We start from the raw sequence: 23,261 nt of genomic DNA, 5'->3' as shown, positions 1-23,261 counted from the left end.
CGCTTGATGAAGCCCAGGAGAGTTCCATGCGCAAGCAGCATTCCCTCACCATCGGCCTGCTCGCCGCTGCCGCCCTCGCGGCTTGCGGCGGCAGCGGCTCAGACGTCTCAGACCCGGTGGTGTCCGAGACGCCCGCACCGGCGGCCACGCCCGGCACATTCACCCTGGCCGGTACTGCGGCCAAGGGCGCTGCCCTAGCCGCGGCCACGGTCAAAGTCAAATGCGCCACTGGCGCTGACAAAACCGAAACCAAGGCAGACGGCAGCTACAGCCTGACACTTACCGGCGCCACCCTGCCCTGCGCCCTTGAAGTGACGGGCACCGAAGGCAGCGTCTTTCACTCGGTCGTACCGGGCAGTGGTGGCAGCGGCAGCTACACCGCCAACATCACGCCCTTGACCACCATGATGGTGGCCCAACTGGCTGGCGCTTCGCCGGCCAACTACTTTGCTGACTTTGGCAGCAACACCGCAGTTAGCCCTGCCGCGGTGACTCAAGCGCTCGACTACATCAAGACGGCAGTGGCCAGCATCACCGACCTCGGCACTATGAACCCGCTCAGCGACGCGCTGGTGGTCGGCAACCCCTTGGATCAGAAGATCGACGCGGTGATGAGCGCCCTGACAAGCGCCAAGTTGACACTGCAAGACGTCACCAACAATATCGCCAGCAACCCCGCCGCCCCGGCCGTACTCACGACCCCGCTGGCGCCCGCAGCCGGCACATGCGCCTGGCTCAAGAGCGGCAAGTTCCGCATGATCAACCCGGCCGAGCCCGACCCCAAATGGCGCCACCATGTGCTGAGCATCGATGCGAAGGCCCTGCAAGCCACCGATCAAGATGGTGTCAAACTGAACTTTGAAGACAAAGGCAAATGCCTGTTTAGCGTAACCGGCAGTTCAGACGGCAGCGCCACTGGCGCCCAGGTGATGGTAGCCAGCGGCGGCGTTTTGCTTGCGCACAACCAGCCCACGGCCAATGACCCGCGATCACTCGCTGTTGGTTTGCCTGAACAGAACTTGCCACTGGCGGAGTTGGCAGGCACATGGTCGATTGCGGTCTGGGACAATCAATACTCAAATGCCACCGCCAATGGCCAGGTGGCCGTGCTTGGCGAGATCGAACTCGACGCCAAAGGTGCAATCATCAGCGACAAGGACTGCCTCGGCATTCAAGCCTGCACGGCTGTTGCCGGTCCCTCGGCCACATTGACCAGCAATAGCACCGGCGGCTTCGATTTGAACCAAGGCGGTAGCAAGGTCGGCCGGGCCTTCCTCTACAAATCGCTGGGCGGCCAAGCCGTTTTCATCTTCGTCAGCGATGAGGGAAATTGGGGCGTCGGCACCCGCAAGCAAGCGCTGCCCGCGGCCTTGCCCGCCGTAGGCACGGTGAACCACTACCGCGAAGTCAGCCTGTCGGGCAACGGCAGCATCAGTGCTTTGCGTGAAGACAGCAACACCGTCACCGCCATTGATGTCGGCAGCCGAAGCTTGTCCCGTTTGCGAGCCAGCGATCAGCGCGGCGAAAGCTATGTCTACGACAAGCCCCGCGACGGTCTGCGCTATCGGGCGCCCAATAGCTGCACCTTTGCGGGCGTACCCGGCAATTGCGCCGAAGTCGTCGGCATGCCACTGCAAGGCATGGGCATCAACCTGAGCCTGTCTACCGTGCTGACACCGTCCTCGGCGTTCTTCAACGTCGCGGTTGGCAAGCCGGATTGATGTGGGTGCAGAGTGGCCCATTGCGCAGCTGGGCCGCTCTGTCTCAGGTCAGGTCTTGGCGCCAAGCCAGACAGCACAAGATGCCAAGCAAAGCGCCATGCACTCGCTGGGCGTTCGCCCACCCTAAATGCCCATTCGCGCCCAGTCGGTCGGCAGCCAGACCTTGAAAACGCGCAAAAACTGACGCCCGCGTCGCAAAAGCATGGCTACAATCCGCCCCGTCAGGAGAGAGCTTTCTAGCGAAAGCCGCCGAAGGCGCAGTGGCACTGGTGATCCCACGCTGCGAACGCTCAGGCAAAAGGACTGACAAAACGCTCAAAACCGGGCGTTCCTCACTGGAGAGAGATGGGTCTTTGAGCCCATCCACTGAAGGGGCAAGCTGCGGGCGATATGCCGGCGGCCAATCTCTCAAGTAAAGCGGACAGCGAGGGCATAACCCCACCCAAGATGGGTGGGCCATTTATCGCCCTCGACCGAGTACCGCCCATGTCCGCCGACCTCCTCAAGACCCCCCTGCACGCTTTGCATATCGAACTCGGCGCCAAGATGGTGCCCTTCGGTGGCTACGACATGCCCGTGCAATACCCGGCCGGCGTGATGGCCGAACACAAACACACCCGCGCTGCCGCCGGTTTGTTTGACGTCTCCCACATGGGCCAGGTGCTGCTCAAGGGCGCCAATGCCGCTGCTGCACTTGAAAGCCTGGTGCCGGTCGACGTGATCGACCTCGACCTCTTCAAGCAGCGCTACGCCCTCTTCACCAATGAGGCGGGTGGCATCCTGGACGATTTGATGATTGCCCGTCGCCCCGACGACCTGTTCGTGGTCGTCAACGCCGGCTGCAAGGTGCAAGACATCGCGCACATGCAAGCCAAGATCGGCGGCCAGTGCGAAGTGATCCCGCTGCCCGAGCAAGCCCTGCTGGCCTTGCAAGGCCCGCAAGCCGTGACCGCACTGGCTCGCCTGAACCCTGAAGTGGCCAAGCTGACCTTCATGACCGGCGGCTTCTTCAATTTGGACGGCATCGACACCTTCCTGACCCGCTCGGGCTACACCGGCGAAGACGGTTTCGAGATCTCGGTGCGCGGCGACCAAGCCGAAGCCCTGGCCCGCAAGCTGCTGGCTCAGCCCGAAGTCAAGCCCATTGGCCTGGGCGCGCGCGACTCGCTGCGCCTGGAAGCTGGCCTGTGCCTGTACGGCCATGACATCAACACCGAAATCACGCCGGTTGAGGCTTCGCTGACCTGGGCGATCCAGAAGGTTCGCCGTGCCGGCGGCGCGCGTGCCGGCGGTTACCCCGGCGCTGCCGTGGTCGACCAGCAATTGGCTGAAGGTGCGGCGAAGAAGCGCGTTGGCCTGGTCAGCAGCGAGCGCATGCCGGTGCGTGAAGGCGCCAAGCTGGTGGACGAAGCCGGCGTGGAAATCGGCGTGGTCACCAGCGGCACCTTGGGCCCCACGGTGGGCAAGCCGGTCGCTTTGGGCTACTTGGCCAAGAGCCACAGTGCCCTGGGCACGCAGGTCTACGCCATCGTGCGTGATAAGCGCACGCCGATGACCGTCAGCAACACGCCTTTCACGCCCAACGGTTACTACCGCGGTTGATCGCGCTTAATCGCGGCAAAGCCCAAAGCAACGCTGACGATTCGCGGCCCCCAATTTCAGCCGCCTTTTCAGCCACGTTCAACGAGAATTCCATTTCACAAATTAACGGAGCCAGCATGAGCAACATCAAGTACACCAACGACCACGAGTGGGTCCAGATCGAAGCCGACAACATCGTCACCGTCGGCATCACCGTGCACGCGCAAGATGCGCTGGGCGATGTGGTGTTTGTGGATCTGCCCACAGTGGGCACCACTTTCGCTGCACACGACGTGGCCGGTGTGGTCGAGTCGGTCAAGGCCGCTGCTGACGTGTACATGCCTGTGTCGGGCGAGATCACCGAGGTCAACGAAGCCCTGCGCGACGACCCGGCCCTGGCCAACACCGACCCGCTCAAGGCCGGCTGGTTCTTCAAGGTCAAGCTCAGCAACGCCGCCGAGCTGGACGGCCTGATGGACGGCACCGCTTACGACGAATTGGTCAAGAACAGCTGATGTAGCTTCTTGGCGGGCCGGCGCGCTGCCACGCAGCGCAGCCACGCGCCAGCCAAGCCTCAGCGCTCATTGTCGGCATTCGCGGCAACGCGAATGCCCACCTCCCGAATGAATGGTCGGCCGCCGCCACAAGCGCGGGCCGTCCCCAAGGATTTGCCATGTTGATGTCTGCCCTGCCCACGCTCGCTTCGCTCGAGAACGCCAACGAGTTCCACGCCCGCCACATCGGCCCCGATGCCGCTGACGAAGCCGGCATGTTGTCGGTGATTGGCGCCGCATCGCGCCGCGCCCTGATCGAAGCGATCGTGCCAGACAGCATCAAACGCAGCGCCGGCATGCAATTGCCTGCCGCCTTGACCGAGGCCCAAGCCTTGGCCGACTTGAAGGCCGTTGCCAGCCAGAACAAGGTGCTGAAGAACTACATCGGCCAGGGCTATTACGACACCCTGACGCCCGGCGTCATCCTGCGAAACATCCTCGAGAACCCCGCCTGGTACACCGCCTACACGCCTTACCAAGCCGAAATCTCGCAAGGCCGCATGGAAGCGCTGGTGAACTTCCAGACCATGGTCACCGACCTGACCGGCATGGCCATCGCCAATGCCTCGATGCTGGATGAAGCCACCGCCGCCGCCGAGGCCATGACCCTGGCCGCCCGCGTGGGCAAGAGCAAGAGCCAGACCTTCTTCGTCGCCGACGATGTGCTGCCGCAAACGCTGGAAGTGATCCGCACCCGCGCCGCACCCATCGGCTTCAACGTGGTGGTGGGCCCGGCTGCTGAAGCGGGCAAGAGCGAGTGCTTCGCCGCCTTGCTGCAATACCCCGGCGTGAACGGTGATGTGCGCAGCTTGCAAGCCGCCGCTGACGCCCTGCATGCCCAAGGCGCGCTGCTGATTGCCGCGGCCGACCTGCTGGCCCTGACCCTGATCAAGGCTCCGGCCGAGATGGGTGCCGACATCGCCATCGGCACCACCCAGCGCTTCGGCATGCCGCTGTGCAACGGCGGCCCACACGCTGCCTACATGGCCTGCAAGGACGAGTACAAGCGCAATCTGCCCGGCCGCCTGGTCGGCGTGAGCATCGACTCGCATGGCAACCCGGCCTACCGCCTGGCCCTGCAGACGCGCGAGCAGCACATTCGCCGCGAGAAGGCCACCTCGAACATTTGCACCGCCCAGGTGCTGCCGGCCGTCGTGGCCAGCATGTACGCGGTCTATCACGGCCCGCAAGGCTTGAAGCGCATTGCTCAGCGCGTGGCGGCATTCACCGCACTGCTGGCCCAAGGCCTGAAGTCCCTGGGCTTTGTCATCAACAATGCCAGCGCTTTCGACACCCTGAATGTGCAGACCGATGGCAAGACGGCCGAGATCCTGGCTGCCGCCCTGGCCGCTGGCATCAATCTGCGCCGCGCTTCCACCACCACGCTGGGTGTCTCGCTGGACGAGACCACGACCCGCGCCGATGTGCAGACCCTGCTGGGCCTGTTCGCTGGCGGCAAGGCAGTGGCAGGCTTTGATGCCTTCGAGAAGGGCATCGCTTCCTTGATCCCGGCTGAGCTGCAGCGCAGCAGCGGCTATCTAAGCCATCCGGTGTTCAACCGCTATCACTCTGAGACCGAAATGCTGCGCTACCTGCGCGCCCTGTCGGACAAGGATCTGGCGCTGGACCGCAGCATGATCCCGCTGGGCTCTTGCACCATGAAGCTGAACGCTACCAGCGAGATGATCCCCATCACCTGGCCCGAGTTCGCCGCCATCCACCCCTTCGCGCCGCGCGACCAGCTCAAGGGCTATGAGCTGCTGAACGAGCAACTCACCGGCTGGCTGTGCCAAGCCACCGGCTATGCCGGTATCAGCCTGCAGCCCAATGCTGGCTCGCAAGGCGAGTACGCCGGCCTGCTGGCCATCAAGGCCTTCCACGATGCCCGCGGCGAAGGCCATCGCAAGATCTGCCTGATCCCCGAATCGGCGCACGGCACCAACCCAGCCTCGGCGCAAATGGTGGGCATGAGCGTGGTGGTGACCAAGTGCGATAAGGAAGGCAATATCGACTTGGCCGACCTGAAGGCCAAGTGCGAACTGCACAGCGCCAACCTGGCCGCCATCATGATCACCTACCCCTCGACCTACGGCGTCTTCGACACCCAGGTTAAGGAAATCTGCGCCCTGGTCAAGAGCCACGGCGGCCGTGTCTATGTGGACGGCGCGAACATGAACGCCCTGGTGGGCGTGGCCGCACCGGGCGAGTTCGGTGGCGATGTCTCGCACCTGAACTTGCACAAGACCTTCTGCATCCCGCACGGCGGTGGCGGCCCGGGCGTTGGCCCGGTTTGCGTGGTGGCCGATTTGGTGCCCTACCTGCCGGCGCACCGCTCGGCCGGCTACGAGAGCGCCACGGCCATTGGTGCCGTGTCTGCCGCACCGCTGGGCAATGCGGCCGTGCTGCCGATCAGCTGGATGTATGTGCGCATGATGGGCCCGGACGGCCTGCAAGCCGCCACTGAAGTGGCGATTCTGTCCGCCAACTACGTGGCCGCACGTCTGGCCGATGCCTACGACATTCACTTCAGCGGCAATATCGCTGGCGTGAAGGGCGGCGGTGTGGCGCATGAGTGCATCTTGGACATCCGCCCACTGAAGGACGCCACCGGTGTCGGCGCCGAAGACGTGGCCAAGCGCCTGATCGACTACGGCTTCCACGCCCCCACCCTGTCCTTCCCGGTGGCCGGCACGCTGATGGTGGAGCCCACCGAGAGCGAATCCAAGTTTGAGCTGGACCGCTTCTGCGACGCCATGCTGGCCATCCGCGCCGAGATCGACCAAGTCGCCAAGGGCAACTGGACGGCCACCGACAACCCGCTGGTCAATGCCCCGCACACCGCCGAAAGCCTGCTGGCTGCCGAGTGGACGCATGGCTACAGCCGCGAAGTGGCCGCCTATCCGGTGGCCAGCCTGCGCCGCCAGAAGTACTGGGTGCCGGTGGGTCGCGTGGACAACGTCTATGGTGACCGCAATCTGGTCTGCACTTGCCCTCCGATGAGCGACTACGAGTAAATCGCTGAGCAGGCTTGAGTTCAAGCACTGCGCAATTTTTGCTCATTGACTAGCCGGCCGCGCCCTGTGTGATCCACTGCGCCGCCGGCTTTTTTTGAACCTCATACATCCATCCGAGGAGGCCTCATGGCCGTATCAGTTTTCGACCTATTCAAGATCGGCATCGGCCCGTCCAGCTCCCACACCGTGGGCCCGATGCGCGCCGCTCGCTTGTTTTCGCTGCGCCTGAAGGCTGATGGCCTGCTGGCCCAAACCCACCGCGTGGTCTCGCAGATGTATGGCTCGCTGGGTGCCACCGGCAAGGGCCACGGCACCGACAAGGCCGTGCTGCTGGGCCTGGCCGGCCATGAGCCCGACACGGTAGATGTGGAGCAAGTGCCCGCGCTGCTGGAGGCGATTCGCGCGGGTAGCCGCATCAAGCTGCTGGGCGAACATGAGGTCGCCTTCAACGAGGCCAAGGACCTGGTGATGTTCCGCCGCCAAAGCCTGCCCTTCCACGCCAACGGCATGCGCTTCATCGCCTTCGATGAGTTGGATCAGCAAATTGCCGAGCGCACCTACTACTCGGTGGGTGGCGGCTTTGTGGTCAGCGACGAAATCGCGGCCGACGGCAGCAAGCAAAAAGTCATCGCCCCCGATGCCACCGTGCTGCCCTACCCCTTCAAGAGCGGCGACGATTTGCTGCAGATCTGCAAGACCCTCGGCATCAGCATCGCCGAGATCATGCGCCGCAATGAGCGCCACTGGCGCAGCGACGAAGAAACCCGCGCCGGCCTGCTGAAGATCTGGCAGGTGATGCAGGACTGCGTGACGCGCGGCTGCAAGACCGAGGGCATCTTGCCCGGCGGCTTCAAGGTCAAACGCCGCGCCGCCCAATTGCACGCCGACCTGACCCGCAATCCCGAGGCCGCCCTCCGCGACCCGCTGCAGGTGATGGACTGGGTCAACCTCTACGCCCTGGCGGTGAATGAAGAAAACGCCGCGGGTGGTCGGGTGGTGACGGCGCCCACCAACGGCGCCGCCGGCATCATTCCGGCCGTGCTGCATTACTACACCCGCTTCGTCCACCATGCCAGCGATGAGGGCGTGATCGACTTCTTGCTGACCGCCGCGGCCATCGGCATCCTTTACAAAGAAAACGCCTCCATCTCGGGCGCCGAAGTGGGCTGCCAAGGCGAGGTGGGCGTGGCCTGCTCGATGGCGGCAGGCGCGCTCTGCCAGGTGATGGGCGGCACGCCCGAGCAGGTGGAGAACGCCGCCGAGATCGGCATGGAACATCACCTTGGCCTGACCTGCGACCCCGTTGGCGGCCTGGTGCAAATCCCCTGCATCGAACGCAATGCGATTGCCTCGGTGAAAGCCATCAACGCCGCGCGCATGGCTTTGCGCGGAGACGGCACCCATTTTGTGAGCCTGGACAAGGTCATCAAAACAATGCGCGACACCGGCGCCGACATGATGACCAAGTACAAGGAAACCGCCCGCGGCGGGCTGGCGGTGAATATCGTTGAGTGCTGATGGCGGCTGCTCGTTTGGCGCTCGCTGAGGGCGCTGAACGGCCGGGCCGGAACCAATAACCCAGGTGGCCTAGCGCCCCATGGGCGGTTGATCGTTCGGCAACCAGCGCTTGTAGATGGCAGCAAAGCTGCCGTCCCGCTTCATGGCCTCAAGCTGTTGGGCCCAGGCCTTCACCAAAGCATCAGGGGTGTCTTTGGAGAAGGCGATATAGCCTTGCGAACTGGCATAGGTGTAGACCGCTTCCAGCGAACTTTCGGGCAGGCCCGCCTGCGCCATGATGCCCGGCATGGACTGTCGCTCGGTGGCAAACAGCGGCGCGCGTTTGGCCAGCAGCATGCGCAGCGCAGTGACGGGGTCGCTGACCGGCACCAAATTCTTGAAGCCGAGGGTTGTTAGCTCTTCGGCGGTGAACCAATCCCGCACCACCAGCACCGATTCGAAACGCTTGGCATCCTCCAAGCTTCGCAAACGCAAGCCCCCTTGGGCAGGCGCGTAGATCGCGCTGTAAAAGGTCACCACCGGCCCTACCCACTTGAAGAGTGGCTCCCTCACCGGCGTACGCGCCATGGTGAACAAGGCAATCTGGCCCGGCCCTTGAACCTCTCGGTAGGCCCGGCTCCAGGGCATGAACTCGATGGTCTGTTGCTGCTGCCCAAGCCGACGTTGAATCTCTTCGACCAGTTCGACGGCCAAGCCTTTGGAAACGCCGTTTTGGGTGAAGGTGATGGGAGGAAACTCCTCGCTCAGCAGCCTCAAAGTCGCCGTCTGGGGCGCGGTTTGGGCCGAAGCACTCAGGCCAAGCCAAAAGCAAAACAACAAGAGAAGCCAGTGCATGAAACACCCGAGGAGCAGTCTCTGGCATCTTAGGTCGATTCAATAACCATGGGCTGTAAGCGGGACAAGGCAAAGTTCGGGCCATTGCCAAATTCGCCGCAATACCCCGCAATTCGTTCGCCACTTCCTGAACTCATCGCCCAAGCAAACCGAAGCTGCTTTCCTGCTTGCGTGCGCGAATGCCAGGCCACTAGGGAGTTGCCCTGAACGACCCGCCAGGCCGAGCGCCAAGCCTTAGCATGCGGCTTCTCACACACTGGTCATCGTAGGCAAGTGGCCAATGCCCGCTGCTACAGGACTTGAAAGGACGCCGAAATGCTCAAGAAAATTGGCCTCGCCCTCGTGGCACTGATCGCCGGCCTGCTGGTGTTCACCCTCACCCGGCCCGATGACTTTCGGGTGGAGCGGGAAATCGTGATTCAAGCGACGCCGGAAAAGCTCATGCCCTTGCTGACCGACTTCCAAAAATTTGGGCTCTGGTCGCCCTGGGAACATCTGGACCCCGCCATGCAGCGGGACTTCAGCGGCCCGGCCAGTGGCGTCGGCGCGGTCTACGCCTGGAAAGGCAATGACGAAGTCGGCAAGGGCCGCATGGAAATCCTCTCGGTCAGCGCCGACAAAGTCGTCGTCAAGCTCGATTTCTTCAGCCCCTTCGAGGCCCACAACACGGCTGAGTACACCCTCAGCCGCCAGGGCGAGGCCACCAAAATGACTTGGGCCATGTACGGCCCGGCCAATTTCGTGACCAAACTGATGGGCGTCTTTGTCAGCATGGACACGATGGTCGGAAAGGACTTTGAAAAAGGCCTCAAGCAGATCAAGGAAGTGGCTGAGAAGCCCTGAGGCCACAAGAAAAAAGCCCTGCGGTCGGGAGGCCGCAGGGCTTGGCTTAGCTTAACTTAAGCGCCGTCTTTACTTGGCGCCTTTGGCCACGAGTCCGTGCTCAAGACCCGCCGCCACATTCGTTTCCGGCGCGGGCGTTGGTGCCGCCTTAGGCTTGCGCTCCCGCACCAGATAGGAATACAGCACCGGCACAACCACCAGGGTCAGCAGGGTCGAGGTGATGACACCGCCGATGATGGCTCGGCCCATGGGCGCCTGGATCTCGCCACCGTCGTTGAGCGCAATCGCCATGGGCAGCATGCCGAAGACCATGGCCGCCGTGGTCATGATGATGGGGCGCATACGGATCAGGCCGGCTTGCAGCAAGGCGTCCGGAATGCTGGCACCCTCCTTGCGCGCCTGGTTGGCAAAGTCCACCAACAAGATGGCGTTCTTGGTCACCAAGCCCATCAACATCACCAGGCCGATCATGGAGAACACATTGAGCGTGCTGTTCCACAGCAGCAAGGCCAGCATCACGCCGATCAAGGCCAGGGGCAGTGAGGCCATGATGGCCAGAGGCTGCACAAAGCTGCCGAACTGACTGGCCAGCACGATGTAGATGAAGATCACCGCCAGGCCCATGGCCGCCAACAAGCCGTTGAAGGCCTCGGCCTGCTGCTTGCCCGCACCGTCCACATTGAAGCTGATGCCCGGGGGCAGTTCGGTGGCCTTGATGAGCTTTTGCACATCGGCATTCACATCACCGGAAGGCCGCCCTTCCACGCCGGCGAACACCGCCTCGCGGCGCTGCAGATTCTGGCGGCGAATCACCTCGGGGTTGAACACGCTTTCGATCGTGGCCACCTGGTCCAGCGCGATGGGCGAGCCGTCTTTGGCGAAGGCCACCGGCAGCTTGCTCATTTGCTCGATGCGCTGGCGTTGTTCCACCGGCAGGCGCAGCAGCACTTCCACCTGATTGCCGTCCGGTGTGGTCCAGTAAGTGGCAACCTCACCGTTGACGTAAGCCCGCAGCGATGCGGCGATCTGCGGCGCGGTCAGGCCCAATTCGCGGATGGCGGAGTCCTTCAAGCGCACCGCATAAGCCGGCAGGCCGGGCTTGACTGTCAGGTCCACGTCCACCGTGCCAGGAATCTTCTTCAGCTTTTCGGCAAATTCTTGCGCCACGCGGGTCAGCACCACCGGGTCGCTGCCCAGAATGGTGACCCAGACCGGGCGGTTAAAGCCCACGCTGGTTTCGATGCCGGGGATCTTGGCAATGTCGGCGCGGATGGCGTCCTCGATCTGCTTTTGCGTGCGCTTGCGCTCTTTGCGCGGCGTCAGCGCAATATTCAGCGAAGCCTGATTACGACCCGTGGCCATGCCCTCGCCAGTGCTGCCCACCACGGTGGAGAGCATGCGGATCTCAGGGTACTTGCTCAGCACCTCTTCCACCTGTGCCACCTTGGCATTGGAGCGCTCCAGGCTGGAGGCCACCGGCATGCGCAGCGTCACTTGGGTGAAGCCCTGATCGGTTTGAGGCGCAAACTCGCTGCCCACCAGGGGCACCAGGCCCAGCGCCACCACAAAGCTCATGACACCGGCCCACAACACCACACCGCGCGGGGTCAGCGTGGCCAGGCGCAAGCGCCGTGGCAAGGATTTATCGCGTTGGCCTTGGGCATCAAAAGGACGCGCAAACACAGGGACCGGCGGCACGAAGACACGGTAGCGGCGGCCGGAGAACGCCCAGCGCAGCAGACGCTCGTAGGTGCTGTGCAGCTTGTCCATGCCTTTGTCAGTGGCACGAATCATGGCGCCCAGCACCGGCACACGTTGCAGCTGCGCGCTCGGTGGATCCTTCCAGATCGAGGACAGCATCGGGTCCAGGGTGAAGCTGACGAACAAGCTCACCAATACCGCCACCGCCACCGTGATGCCGAAGGGGTAGAAGAACTTGCCGATGATGCCGCCCATAAAGGCCACGGGCACGAACACGGCGCAAATCGCGAAGGTGGTGGCCATCACGGCCAGGCCAATCTCGTTGGTGCCGTCGAAGGCCGCCTGGCGGTGGCTCTTGCCCAGGCCCACATGTCGCACGATGTTCTCGCGCACCACGATGGCGTCGTCAATCAACAAGCCAATGCACAAGCTCAAGGCCATCATGGTCATGAAGTTGAGCGTGAAGCCAAAAGCATGCACGGCGATGAAGCTGGAGATCACCGAGATAGGCAAGGTCAGCCCCGTGATGATGGTGGAGCGCCAGCTGTGCAGGAACAAGAACACGATGGCCACGGTCAGCAACGCGCCTTCAATCAACGTGTGCTGCAGGCCGTCGAGCGAGCTCTTGACGAAGTCGGAGTTGGCGTAAATCAGTTCCAACTGCACATCGCTCGGCAGGGTCTTCTTCAGCTCTGCCATCGCCTCCTTGACGGCCTCGCCGCTCTTCACCACATTGGCGTCTTGCTGCTTGAAGACGTTGAAGGTGACGGCTTGCGCGCCGTTGATGCGGGCAATGCTGTCGGGCTCACGCTCGCGCTCCACCAACTGGCCCAGGTCGCCCAGGGTCAGCACCAGGTTGCCGCGCCGCGCCACCACGATATTGGCGAACTGCTTGGGGTCTTTGACGCGGCCCTCCACACGCAAAATCGCATCCGCATTACGGTCGGACAACAAGCCCACCGGCTGATCGGCATTGGCTTCTTTCAGTGCCGCGGAGATCTCCGCCGGCGTCACACCATAAGCGCGCAGGCGCAGCGGGTCGAGGTCGATGCGCACCTCGCGGCTGACCATGCCGCCCACATCCACGCGGGCCACGCCCTCGACGCGCGAGAGCCGCTTGGCCACGATCAGCTCACTCATCATCGAGAGTTCGCGGGCCGGGCGAGTCTTGCTCATCAAGGCCAGCACGACCACGGGCTGGGCGTTGTCCATCTGCTCGCGTGAGACGGCTGCCGGTTTGACGTCCTTGGGGAACACCGACTGCACGGCGGCGACGCGGTCACGCACCTCCTGCATGGCGCGGTTCATATCGGCGTTGAGGCCGAATTCCACCTGCGCTTGCACGCGGCCTTCATAGCTGCGCGACATCACGCGTTCGACGCCGGCCACGGTGTTGAGGGCTTCTTCCAGCGGCTTGGCCACTTCGCGCTCCACCGCCTCGGGCGAAGCGCCGGGGTAGCGCACATCCACCGAGGCCACCGGGATGGAAATGTCCGGCATGTTTTCCACGCCCAGCTTGGCGTAGGAAAACAGGCCCAGCACACACAAGGCCACCATCACCATGGTGGCGAAGACCGGGTTTTGAATCGAGATGCGGGTCATCCACATGGCGGCGCCCCTTAGCGAACGGCGGCCGAGCTGGCCACCTTGGTCTTGCTGGCCACCACGGCCACCTTGGCACCCTCTTTGAGGTTGTCAAAGCGCGTTGCCAGCACCTGAGCCTTGGCGTCCAGGCCTTGCAGCACCTCGACACGACCCTCGCGGGTATCGCGCCTACCGGTAGTGACAATGCGGCGCACCAAGCTGCCGCCCTCGATCATCCAGACCTGATCCTGGCCGCCGCTGCTGCTCAGCGCGGTTTCGGGCAGGGTCAGGCGTTGCGTGTCGTCCGGCAGGGCCACACGGGCCATGGCGTATTGGCCAGCGCGCAGGGTTTCGCCCGGGTTGGCCAGTTCCAGCGTCACGCCGATCGAGCGGGTACCGGCTTCTGCCGCCGGGGCGATGCGGCTGATGCGCGCCTCCACCGTTTGCTCCACCCCTTCCACCTTGACTTGCACCGCCATGCCGGGCTTGAGGCGGCTGACCTCATGCGTGCCCACCAAGCCGGCCAGCTCCAGCTTGCTCAAATCAACGATGCTGAGCACTTGCTGCTCAGCCGCCAGCTTCTCACCCGCAACCGCGTAGCGCTTGGCCACGATGCCGCTGATGGGCGCCACCAACGCCGCTTGCTTGTACAGCGACTGCGCGGTATCGAGCTGGGCTTTGGCCGACAGTACTTGCGCCTTGGCGGCTTCCTGCGCGGCACGCGAGGTGTCCAGCGCGGTGGAGGCAATGAAGTTCTGCGCCGCCAAGCCTTGGCTGGCCTTGAAATGACGTTCGGCCTGATCCAGCTGGGCCTTGGCCGACTCCACCGCCGCGCTGCGCTCGGCAATGCGCAAGCGCAGCTCTTCTAGGTCGATCAGGCCCAGGGTCTGGCCGGCCTTGACCCGACTGCCTTCGGCCACGGCCAGATTCAGCAGGCTGCCGCCGGCCTTGGCTCGCACGATCACCGTGCCAGGCGCCACCAACGGGCCGGAGAACTCAATCATGCCGGGCATGCTGAAGCGGCCGGGCTGCGTGACCTCGGCGGGCGTGAACTCCAGCACCGCCACGGCACCCTGCTTGTCGGCTGGTGCCTTGGACTTGGCCTCCCCGCCTTTGCTGGCGTAGACCGCCAGGCCAGAGCCCGCTGCCAACACGGCAGCCAGTGATGCCCCCACGATCCACACCTTGCGCTTTGATCCCAAGCGAATACTTGTCATGTCCGTCCCCTGTGCAATTGGCACCGGCCCACCGAAACGATTGATCTATCGGGCAGCCAGCGCAGTCTGAATGGGCCGGAGTGTAGGGACGGGCCTTGGCATTGCCAGGGCCACTGCGATGAACTGCTGAAAGCCGGGGATGATCTGCGCCGGCTCGGGATCAATCAGGAAGCAGCGTCGAGCTTCAAGCTACGCCAACAGCACCAGGCGCCGCCCAAGGCCGCCGCACTTGCGGCCCAGAACACGGCCGCATAACCTTGATGGGCGATCAGCCAGGCACCACCGACGCCGCCCAGCACGCCAGAAAAGCCATAGCCCAGCACCGAATACAGGGCCTGGCCGCGCCCGCGCAGGCGCCCCGGAAAATAGCGCGACACCAGCCCGATGCAGGCCGTGTGCTGAGCCGCGAAGGTTATCGCATGGGTGCATTGCGCCAGCAGCAAAACCGTCAAGCTGCCACCAAAGCCGGCGGTCAGGGCAAAGCGCAAGGCAGTCAGCAAGGCCGCGCCAATCAACCAGTGGTGCAAGGTGCCGCGCTCCAGCATGCGGCCCTGCAGGGCGAACCAGGCAATCTCCACCAGCACCGACACGGCCCAGAGCAAGCCCACCGTCTGCTTGCCATAGGCCAGGGAGTCAAGATAGAGGCTGAAAAAGGCATACAGCGCCGAATGCGCCAGCACCGTCAGGAACACGCCGGCGAAGAACCAGGCCACCCGCGGCTGCGCCAGCACCTGGCGAATGGGCAGATCGGCGGCGACTTCCGAATGCGCGTGCGGCGTGGCGGCCTGCTCGGGCATGCGCCAAGCCATCAGCACCACCACGCCGAGCAGGACCAAGGTCACGGCACCAAACACCTGCATGCCGTAGACCTGGAAGAGCCAGCCCGCCAGCACCACGGTCAGCAAAAAGCCCACCGAGCCCCACACCCGCACGCGGCCATAGCGGCGCGCATCCATGCCGCCCTGGCCATCGCTCAGCTGCGCGGCCACCACCGTCTCGCTCAAAGGCACGATGGCGGCGTTGAAGCTGAACATCAGGAAGATGGCCACGCTCAGGCTGGCGAAATGCGGCGGCAGCAGCACAAAGCCCAGTGCCGCCACAAAGCTGGCCAAGGCCGCCCAGCGGATGATGGCTACGCGCTTGCCGCTGCGATCTGCCAGCGCGCCCCAGGCATAAGGCGCAAACAGCCGGGTCCAGCTCTGCAAGGACACGAGCACGCCGATGGCAAACACCGGCAGGCCCAGCTCCTTGTACCAAAGCGGTGCAAAAGGATTGAAGCCGCCGATGGCCGCGAAGTAAGCGAAAGACAGGGCTGCGCAGGCGCGCAGCGTGCGCTCAGACGGCGCCAGGGGCTGGCTCAAGCCTTGGGTGCCAGCGCGGCAATCGCCTCGATGGGCAACTGCACATCACCGCACTGGGCACGGTGGCGCAGCACATGGTCCATCAGCACCAGGGCCAGCATGGCCTCGGCAATGGGCGTGGCGCGAATGCCGACGCAGGGGTCATGGCGGCCAAAGGTCTCGACCATGGCCGGCTCACCGGCGCGGTTGATGGAGGCCTTGGGCGTGCGGATGGAGCTGGTCGGCTTGATGGCAATCGAAGCCACGATGTCCTGGCCGGTGGAGATACCGCCCAGCACGCCGCCCGAGTTATTGCTGGCAAATCCCAGCGGGGTCAGCTCGTCGCCGTGGGCGCTGCCGCGCTGGGCTACGACGCCAAAGCCCTCGCCGATCTCCACGCCCTTGACGGCGTTGATGCCCATCAACGCGTAGGCAATATCGGCGTCGAGCTTGTCAAACAGCGGCTCGCCCAGGCCCACCGGCACGCCGGTGGCTTCGACGCGGATGCGCGCGCCAACGGAATCGCCGCTCTTGCGCAGCGCGTCCATATAGCTTTCCAGCTCGGCAACCTTGCTGGCGTTGGCGGCGAAGAAGGGGTTGTTGCCCACATGCTCCCAGCCCTCGAAGGGGATCTCAATCTCGCCCAGCTGAGTCATGCAGCCGCGGAACTCCACGCCATGCTGCTGCTTCAGCCATTTGCGCGCCACCGCGCCGGCACCCACCATCGGTGCAGTCAGCCGCGCCGAGCTGCGGCCACCACCGCGCGGGTCGCGCAGGCCATATTTGCGCCAGTAGCTGTAGTCGGCATGGCCGGGGCGGAAGGTGTCGAGGATATTGCCGTAGTCCTTGCTGCGCTGATCGGTGTTCTTGATCAGCAAGCAGATCGGCGTGCCGGTGGTCATGCCTTCATAGACGCCGGACAGAATTTCCACCGCATCGGGCTCGTTGCGCTGGGTGACGTGGCGCGAGGTGCCGGGGCGGCGGCGGTCAAGTTCGGGCTGGATATCGGCCTCGCTCAAGGCCAAGCCGGGAGGGCAACCGTCGATCACACAGCCGATGGCCGGGCCATGGCTTTCGCCGAAATTGGTGACACGAAACAACTCGCCGAAAGTGCTGCCTGACATGGGGAACCTATTTGCCTGCTGAGACTCAAGGATTCATTCTATCGGGGCATAAAAAAACGGCCCTCGCGGGCCGCTTTTGCGTCTATCCAATTCAGGCCAATTCAGGCTGTTTCAGGTCAATTACCGAACCTCACAGCTTGGATTCGCCCGCCGTTTCGGGGGCATCTTCCACCGGCCAGTCGCGGATATAGGCCTTGAGCATGCGGTTCTCAAAATCTTGGCCGTCCACCACGGCCTTGGCCACGTCGTAGAAAGAAATGACGCCCATCAAGGTGCGGCCGTTCAGCACCGGCATATAGCGGGCGTGGCGGCCCAGCATCATGCGGCGCACTTCGTCGATTTCGGTTTCGGGCGTGCAGGTCAGCGGGTGGTCGTCCATCACGCTGCGCACCAGGCTGGTTCCGACCGAGCCACCGCTGCGGGCGATCGCGGCAATCACTTCGCGGAAGGTCAGCATGCCGACCAGATCGCCATGCTCCATCACCACCAGCGAGCCGATGTCACGTTCGGACATGGTGGCCACGGCCTGGGCCAGGCTCTCATCGGGGGTCACGGTGAACAGCGTGCCGCCTTTGACGCGCAGGATGTCGACGACTTTCATGGCTTGTTTACTCCTCTGAATCGGGCCTCAGCCCTGCAAGTCAAATACTGGTGAGAAACATAGCACACAATCTGCGCATCAAACAGGATGGAGACACCATGGCCGGCTATGCGGACCCCGCTTTTGACACCTTGGCGCTACACGCCGGGGCTGCCCCCGATCCGACAACGGGCGCACGCGCCACGCCCTTGCACCTGACGACCTCTTTCGTCTTCGACAGCGCCGAGCACGCCGCCTCGCTATTCAACTTGGAGCGCGCCGGTCACGTCTACAGCCGCATCTCCAACCCCACCACCGCAGTGTTCGAAGAACGCGTTGCGGCCCTGGAAGGCGGCGTTGGCGCCATTGCCACCAGCAGCGGCCAGGCGGCCTTGCACCTGGCCATCGCCACGCTGGCGGGGGCCGGCTCCCACATCGTCGCCAGCAGCGCGCTTTACGGTGGCTCGCACAATTTGCTGCACTACACCCTGAGCCGCTTCGGCATCGCCACCAGCTTTGTGCGCCCCGGCGATATCGATGGCTGGAAGGCCGCGATTCGACCCAACACCAAGCTGCTGTTCGGTGAGACCTTGGGCAACCCTGGCCTGGACGTGCTGGACATCCCGCGCATTGCCGACATCGCCCACGCCGCCGGCCTGCCCTTGCTGGTGGATGCCACCTTGACCACGCCTTATCTGCAGCGCCCCTTCGAGCATGGCGCCGACCTGGTCTACCACTCGGCCACCAAATTCCTCAGCGGCCATGGCACCGTGGTGGGCGGCGTGCTGGTGGACAGCGGCAACTTTGATTGGGAGGCGGCGCATGCCCGCCACGGCCTCTTCCCCGAACTGTGCGAGCCCTATGCTGGATTCCACGGCATGGTGTTCACCGAGGAAAGCACGGTGGGCGCCTTCTTGCTGCGCGCCCGCCGCGAGGGCTTGCGCGACTTCGGCGCTTGCATGAGCCCGCATACCGCTTGGCTGATTCTGCAAGGCATAGAGACCCTGTCCCTGCGCATGCAGCGCCATGTGCAGAACGCGCAGAAGGTGGCCGAGTTTTTGGCCGGCCAACTTGGCGTCGCCCGTGTGGGCTACCCCGGCCTGAGCAGCCACCCCGACTACGCGCTGGCCCAGCAGTTGCTGCCGCGCGGCTGCGGCTCGGTGTTCAGCTTTGATTTGAAAGGCACCCGGGCGCAGGGCAAAACCTTCATCGAAGCGCTGAAGATTTTTTCCCACCTGGCCAATGTGGGCGACTGCCGCTCGCTGGTCATCCACCCGGCGTCCACCACGCATTTCCGCATGGACGATGTGGCGCTAGCGCAAGCCGGCATCACGCCCGGCACCATTCGCCTGTCGATCGGCCTGGAAGATGCCGACGACTTGATTGACGATTTGAAGCGAGCCCTCAAGCTCGCCTCGAAGTAACAAAGCCAGTGAATCGAGAACAGCACGATGAAATTGAGCGTTAACGGCAATCAAGCCTATGCCTACACGGGCGGTAAGCCCTTGGACCCCAGCCTGCCCTGCGTCGTCTTCATCCACGGCGCTTTGAACGACCACAGCGTGTGGACGCTGCTGGCGCGCTGGTTCGCCCATCACGGCTACAGCGTGCTGGCGGTGGACCTGCCCGGCCATGGGCGCAGCGAGGGCGCGGTGCTGAACGATATCCCCGCCCTGGGCGCGTGGGTCTGGCAGTTGCTGGACGCAGCAGGACTGAGCCAAGCAGCCCTGGTGGGGCACAGCATGGGCTCGCTGATCGCACTCGAAGCCGCCGCCCAAGCGCCCGAGCGCTGCAGCCAGCTGTCCATGTTGGGCACGGCCTACCCGATGAAGGTGTCGGAAGCCCTGCTGAACACCGCCCGCGACACGCCCGATCGCGCCATTCAAATGGTCAACGCCTTTTCATTTGCCAGCTGGGCCGCCAAGCCGTCCTATCCCGGCCCGGGCAGCTGGTTACAAGGCGGTGAGATCGCGCTCAAGCGCCGCATCCAGGGCAAGCAGACCGGTGTGAATCTGTTCGAACACGACTTCCGCTTGTGCGACGCCTACGCGGGTGGCCTGGAGGCCGCGGCCAAGGTGCAATGCCCCGTCAGCTTCATCCTCGGTGAGCGCGACCAGATGACGGCGCCCAAGCAAAGCCAGGTTTTGGCCGAAGCCCTCAAGGCCAAGGTGAGCCGCCTGCCCTGCGGCCACTCGTTGATGGCCGAGGCGCCCGATGCATTGCTGGCTGCGCTGCGCGTGGCCCTGGCCTAGGGCACTTCAGCGCAAGAGGATGGCGCGGAAGTCGTTGACGTTGGTGCGCGTCGGGCCGGTCACGACCAGATCGTCCAAGGCCTTGAAGAAGTGATAAGCGTCGTTGCGCTGCAAATGGTCGGCGGCGGATAGGCCCAAGTCCGCCGCGCGCGCCAAGCTGGCGGGGTTCAGCAGCGCGCCGGCATTGTCTTCCACGCCGTCGATGCCGTCGGTGTCGCAAGCCAGCGCATGCAGCTCGGGCACATCGGCGCCGCTCAGCGCCAAAGCCAGCAAGAACTCGGCATTGCGCCCACCGCGGCCGTTGCCGCGCACCGTCACCGTCGTTTCACCGCCGCTGAGAATCACGCAAGGCGCCGCCACTGGCTGCTGGAACTGGCGGATCTGGCGGGCAATGCCGGCGTGGACAGCCGCCACATCGCGCGACTCGCCCTCCAGGCTGCCGCCCAGAATCAGCGGCAGCAAGCCATGCTGACGCGCCACGGCAGCGGCGGAATCCAAACTCATCTGCGCCGTGGCCAGCACCTTGACCTCGCGCGGGCCCGCCACGGGCTTGGCCTGCGCAGGGCTCAGGTCCTGGCTGCGCAGCAGGTGCAGCCGAACCGAGTCGGGCATCTCGATACGATGCCGCTGCAAAACCTCCAGCGCCAGGGCCGGTGTGCTGTGGCTGGGCAAGGTGGGGCCGGAGGCCACGACGGCCGGGTCATCGCCCGGCACATCAGAGATCACCAGGGTCAGCAGCCGCGCCGGGCAGCAGGCCTCGGCCAACTTGCCGCCCTTGATGGCCGAAAGCTGGCTGCGCACGCAGTTGATCTCGCTGATGGGCGCGCCGCTTTTCAGCAGCTCGGCACAGACCTGGCGTTTGTCCGCAGCACTCACACCCTCCGCCGGCAAGCTCAACAAAGCTGAACCGCCGCCGGAAATCAATGCGATGACCAGGTCCTCGGCCTGCGCACTGCCCGCCAGGGCCAGCATCTGCAGGGCCGCATCGGCGCTGGCAGAGTCGCTGTGCGGATGACCTGCCTGCAAGACCTGGATGCGCTCGGTCACCTCGCCATGGCCGTAGCGCGTCACCACCAGGCCAGACACTTCCGCGCCGGGAGCCTGCGCAGGCCAAGCTTGCTCCACCGCCAGCGCCATGCGCGCCGCCGCCTTGCCGGCGCCCAGCACAATTACCCGCCCCTGCTGCGGGCGCGCTGGCAAAGCTGGGCCGACCACATGCAAGGGATCGACGGCAGTGACAGCGGCTTGAAACAACTGGAGCAGAAGTTCGCGCTCGTCGAGCGCTTGGCTGGGGGCGTGCTGGGTCATGGTGGCAATCAATGAGTTCAATCGGGACGATGAAAGCGAGCGTACTCACAAAGGGACGGCAACCCAGCCCATGCAAGAAGACTCAGTTCCGATAGCCTATCCCCATATTGAGGCTATAGCCGTAGCGCCGCTCGGTCAGCGGGCTTGCCGCCGCGGGACCCAACAAACTCATCGCACCGGCGTTGGCATTGAACATCCAACGCGGCGTCAGCGCGCGAATGTATGACAGGCTCAGCCCCAGCTCATTGAGCCCCGCTCCGGGCTCAAAGCTTTGACCCAGGCGTTTCGCGGCGGGGCTATCGGGCGGCACGCCGAAGTAGCTGCGCATATAGCGGCTATCGCTGGCACTTAGGCTCAGTCCGGCCATCAGCTCGCTGCTGCTGGAGCGGAACAAGCGGCGGGCCAGATTCACATCGAAGTTGGCGCCGCCCTGGCGACCCAGGGCATCCTGGCTCCAGGCGGCGGCCAGCTGCCACTCGGGTGTCAGCACATAGCTCGCGTAAAAGCGCAGGCGCACGGTGCGCGGCACATCGGGCAGGCCCTCGGTGTAAGCGGCCGCCTGGCTGTCGCGGCCATTGTCCAAGCGCAAGCTCAGGCCCAGACGCAGCTTCTCGCTGCGCAGCAAATCTCGGCTGGCGCCCGAGCCTGGGCCGATGGATTCAAGCCCGAAGCCCATCAAGCCCGCGCCGCCGGAGCTGGACAAACGCCACTTGCCCCAACTTGCGGCCCACATGGGCTTCAAGCCTGCCGACATGTGCCGGGCGCCCGCGTACTCGGGGTTGTAGCTGGCACTGGCACCGATCAGGTAATGAAAGTCATCACCCGGCATGGTGAACCAAGAAGGCTCATCTGCAGAGGCTTCCACAGACGCAGCGGAAGGAGCAGAGCCAGGCGCTTGGGCCTTTGTCTGGTCGGGCGTGGTCGCCGCACTGGCCGCAGCGTCGGCATTTGCCCCACCCGCCGCGGGCCAGGCGGCGCTGGCCGCTGCATCAGCCGGGGTCAGGGCTTGCCCCAGCGCCAGGCTGGGCTGAATCGCAGCCAAGCCAAGAAGCCAAACCAGCGGCAGATTGAGGTGAGCCATGCGCCCCAGCTTAGCTGGCTTTGGCGCCAGAAACCATTCCGCCCAATAAAAGCGGATCAGCCCCGGGACAGTGCGGCCAGTTCCTTGAGCATATCGGCCACGATGGCGCGCAAGTCGTACTTGAGCTGCCAGCCCCAATCCTTGCTGGCCTCGCTGTCGTCGATGCGCTGCGGCCAGCTGGCGGCAATGGCTTGGCGGAAATCGGGCGCGTAGCTGATCTCGAAGGTGGGCAGGTGCTCGCGGATCGCGGCGGCCATCTGCGCTGGCGTGAAACTCACGCCGGCCAGGTTGTACGAGCCGCGCTGCTTGATCGCCTCCGCCGGCGCTTCCATCAGCTCGATGGTGGCGCGCAGAGCGTCGGGCATATACATCATCGGCAAGCCCTGACCCTGCTCCAGGAAGCAGCTGTAGCTGCCGGTCTTGAGGGCATGGTGGAAGATGTCCACCGCGTAGTCGGTGGTGCCGCCGCCGGGCGGGGTCTTGTAGCTGATCAGGCCGGGGTAGCGCAGGCTGCGCACATCCACACCGTGGTTGGCGTGGTACCAAGCGCACCAGCGCTCACCCGCCAGCTTGGAGATGCCGTAGACCGTGGTCGGGTCCATCACGCAGGTTTGCGGTGTGTCATGGGTGGGCGTCGAGGGGCCGAAGGCAGCGATGGAACTGGGCCAGAAAATGCGCTCCAGCTTTTGCACCCGAGCCAGTTCCAGCACATTGAGCAAGCCCTTCATGTTCAAGTCCCAGGCCCACATCGGATGCTTCTCGCCGGTGGCCGATAAGGCGGCCGCTAGGTGATAGATCTGCGTAATGCCGTGGCGCTTGACCACGGTGGCCAGCGCGGCGGCATCGGTGACGTCCAGCATCTCATGCACCAGTTGCGGCACCCGGCCTTGCGGGGCCAGGTCGCTGGTGATGATGTTGGCGTCGCCGTGGCGCAGGGCCAGTTCTTGGGCCAGTTCAGAGCCGATCTGGCCGTTGGCACCGATGATGAGGATCTTGGTCATGTCTTCAA

17 protein-coding genes and 2 riboswitches are annotated in these 23,261 nt (G+C 64.2%); of the genes, 8 read left to right on the top strand and 9 right to left on the bottom strand.

All coding sequences use genetic code 11. The annotated features are described in order from the left end of the window. The first annotated feature begins 26 nt into the window (after nucleotides 1–26). From AABB87_RS05675 to AABB87_RS05655, 5 genes are all read left to right on the top strand, one after another. Nucleotides 27–1,721: a hypothetical protein gene (locus AABB87_RS05675; protein WP_341970368.1), complete on the top strand. Its 1,695-nt coding sequence runs from the start codon at nucleotides 27–29 to the stop codon at nucleotides 1,719–1,721. 212 nt (nucleotides 1,722–1,933) lie between these two features. Continuing rightward, a riboswitch (glycine riboswitch) is annotated at nucleotides 1,934–2,037 on the top strand. 9 nt (nucleotides 2,038–2,046) lie between these two features. Further along, a riboswitch (glycine riboswitch) is annotated at nucleotides 2,047–2,156 on the top strand. A 51-nt stretch (nucleotides 2,157–2,207) separates the two neighbouring features. After that, nucleotides 2,208–3,323 carry a glycine cleavage system aminomethyltransferase GcvT gene (gene gcvT, locus AABB87_RS05670; protein WP_341970367.1) on the top strand — a complete coding sequence of 372 codons (1,116 nt, stop codon included), beginning with the start codon at nucleotides 2,208–2,210 and terminating at the stop codon, nucleotides 3,321–3,323. Between the two features lie 116 nt (nucleotides 3,324–3,439). After that, nucleotides 3,440–3,817, top strand: a complete 378-nt coding sequence (gene gcvH, locus AABB87_RS05665; RefSeq protein ID WP_058719622.1) for a glycine cleavage system protein GcvH — start codon at nucleotides 3,440–3,442, stop codon at nucleotides 3,815–3,817. A gap of 158 nt (nucleotides 3,818–3,975) precedes the next feature. After that, entirely contained in the window at nucleotides 3,976–6,870 is a 2,895-nt protein-coding gene (gene gcvP, locus AABB87_RS05660; protein WP_341970366.1) for an aminomethyl-transferring glycine dehydrogenase, read from the top strand. A gap of 126 nt (nucleotides 6,871–6,996) precedes the next feature. Next, nucleotides 6,997–8,388 carry an L-serine ammonia-lyase gene (locus AABB87_RS05655; RefSeq protein ID WP_341970365.1) on the top strand — a complete coding sequence of 464 codons (1,392 nt, stop codon included), beginning with the start codon at nucleotides 6,997–6,999 and terminating at the stop codon, nucleotides 8,386–8,388. A gap of 69 nt (nucleotides 8,389–8,457) precedes the next feature. Here the strand turns inward: AABB87_RS05655 and AABB87_RS05650 are convergent, their stop codons facing one another. After that, the gene (locus AABB87_RS05650) at nucleotides 8,458–9,144 is read right to left on the bottom strand and encodes a substrate-binding periplasmic protein (RefSeq protein ID WP_341970364.1); all 687 of its coding nucleotides are present in this window, start codon (nucleotides 9,142–9,144) and stop codon (nucleotides 8,458–8,460) included. Between the two features lie 393 nt (nucleotides 9,145–9,537). Here AABB87_RS05650 and AABB87_RS05645 point away from each other — a divergent pair, with 393 nt between their 5' ends. Further along, nucleotides 9,538–10,065 (top strand): SRPBCC family protein, encoded by a 528-nt coding sequence (locus AABB87_RS05645; RefSeq protein WP_341970363.1) that lies wholly within the window; start codon nucleotides 9,538–9,540, stop codon nucleotides 10,063–10,065. 69 nt (nucleotides 10,066–10,134) lie between these two features. On the opposite strand, the gene AABB87_RS05640 is transcribed toward AABB87_RS05645, so the two are convergent. The 5 genes from AABB87_RS05640 to AABB87_RS05620 form a co-directional block, all read right to left on the bottom strand. Next, entirely contained in the window at nucleotides 10,135–13,374 is a 3,240-nt protein-coding gene (locus AABB87_RS05640) for an efflux RND transporter permease subunit (RefSeq protein ID WP_341970362.1), read from the bottom strand. 11 nt (nucleotides 13,375–13,385) lie between these two features. Then, nucleotides 13,386–14,567, bottom strand: a complete 1,182-nt coding sequence (locus AABB87_RS05635) for an efflux RND transporter periplasmic adaptor subunit (RefSeq protein WP_341970361.1) — start codon at nucleotides 14,565–14,567, stop codon at nucleotides 13,386–13,388. A 164-nt stretch (nucleotides 14,568–14,731) separates the two neighbouring features. Then, nucleotides 14,732–15,928, bottom strand: coding sequence for an MFS transporter (locus AABB87_RS05630; RefSeq protein ID WP_341970360.1), 1,197 nt, complete (start codon nucleotides 15,926–15,928; stop codon nucleotides 14,732–14,734). Beyond that, complete coding sequence (gene aroC, locus AABB87_RS05625) at nucleotides 15,925–17,031, bottom strand: chorismate synthase (protein ID WP_341970359.1); 1,107 nt, start codon at nucleotides 17,029–17,031, stop codon at nucleotides 15,925–15,927. The genes AABB87_RS05630 and aroC overlap by 4 nt, the downstream gene beginning before the upstream one ends. Before the next feature lie 130 nt (nucleotides 17,032–17,161). Continuing rightward, nucleotides 17,162–17,632: a CBS domain-containing protein gene (locus AABB87_RS05620; protein WP_341970358.1), complete on the bottom strand. Its 471-nt coding sequence runs from the start codon at nucleotides 17,630–17,632 to the stop codon at nucleotides 17,162–17,164. Nucleotides 17,633–17,730: 98 nt separating this feature from the next. Here AABB87_RS05620 and AABB87_RS05615 point away from each other — a divergent pair, with 98 nt between their 5' ends. Together AABB87_RS05615 and AABB87_RS05610 are read left to right on the top strand one after the other, a co-directional pair. Then, nucleotides 17,731–19,035 (top strand): O-acetylhomoserine aminocarboxypropyltransferase, encoded by a 1,305-nt coding sequence (locus tag AABB87_RS05615; RefSeq protein ID WP_341970357.1) that lies wholly within the window; start codon nucleotides 17,731–17,733, stop codon nucleotides 19,033–19,035. Nucleotides 19,036–19,062: 27 nt separating this feature from the next. Next, nucleotides 19,063–19,863 carry an alpha/beta fold hydrolase gene (locus AABB87_RS05610; protein ID WP_341970356.1) on the top strand — a complete coding sequence of 267 codons (801 nt, stop codon included), beginning with the start codon at nucleotides 19,063–19,065 and terminating at the stop codon, nucleotides 19,861–19,863. A 6-nt stretch (nucleotides 19,864–19,869) separates the two neighbouring features. Here the strand turns inward: AABB87_RS05610 and AABB87_RS05605 are convergent, their stop codons facing one another. The 3 genes from AABB87_RS05605 to AABB87_RS05595 all read right to left on the bottom strand — a co-directional run bounded on the left by AABB87_RS05605 (nucleotide 19,870) and on the right by AABB87_RS05595 (nucleotide 23,253). Next, nucleotides 19,870–21,171 carry a glycerate kinase type-2 family protein gene (locus AABB87_RS05605; RefSeq protein ID WP_341970355.1) on the bottom strand — a complete coding sequence of 434 codons (1,302 nt, stop codon included), beginning with the start codon at nucleotides 21,169–21,171 and terminating at the stop codon, nucleotides 19,870–19,872. Between the two features lie 82 nt (nucleotides 21,172–21,253). Further along, a complete protein-coding gene (locus tag AABB87_RS05600) occupies nucleotides 21,254–22,252 on the bottom strand; it encodes a MipA/OmpV family protein (RefSeq protein WP_341970354.1) in 999 nt (332 codons plus the stop codon). A gap of 56 nt (nucleotides 22,253–22,308) precedes the next feature. After that, nucleotides 22,309–23,253: an NAD-dependent epimerase/dehydratase family protein gene (locus AABB87_RS05595; RefSeq protein WP_341970353.1), complete on the bottom strand. Its 945-nt coding sequence runs from the start codon at nucleotides 23,251–23,253 to the stop codon at nucleotides 22,309–22,311. Between the last annotated feature and the right edge of the window lie 8 nt (nucleotides 23,254–23,261).

The organism is Roseateles sp. PN1 (assembly GCF_038419725.1).
GTDB lineage: Bacteria > Pseudomonadota > Gammaproteobacteria > Burkholderiales > Burkholderiaceae_C > Paucibacter_A.
This window is presented reverse-complemented; position numbering and strand designations above follow the sequence as displayed.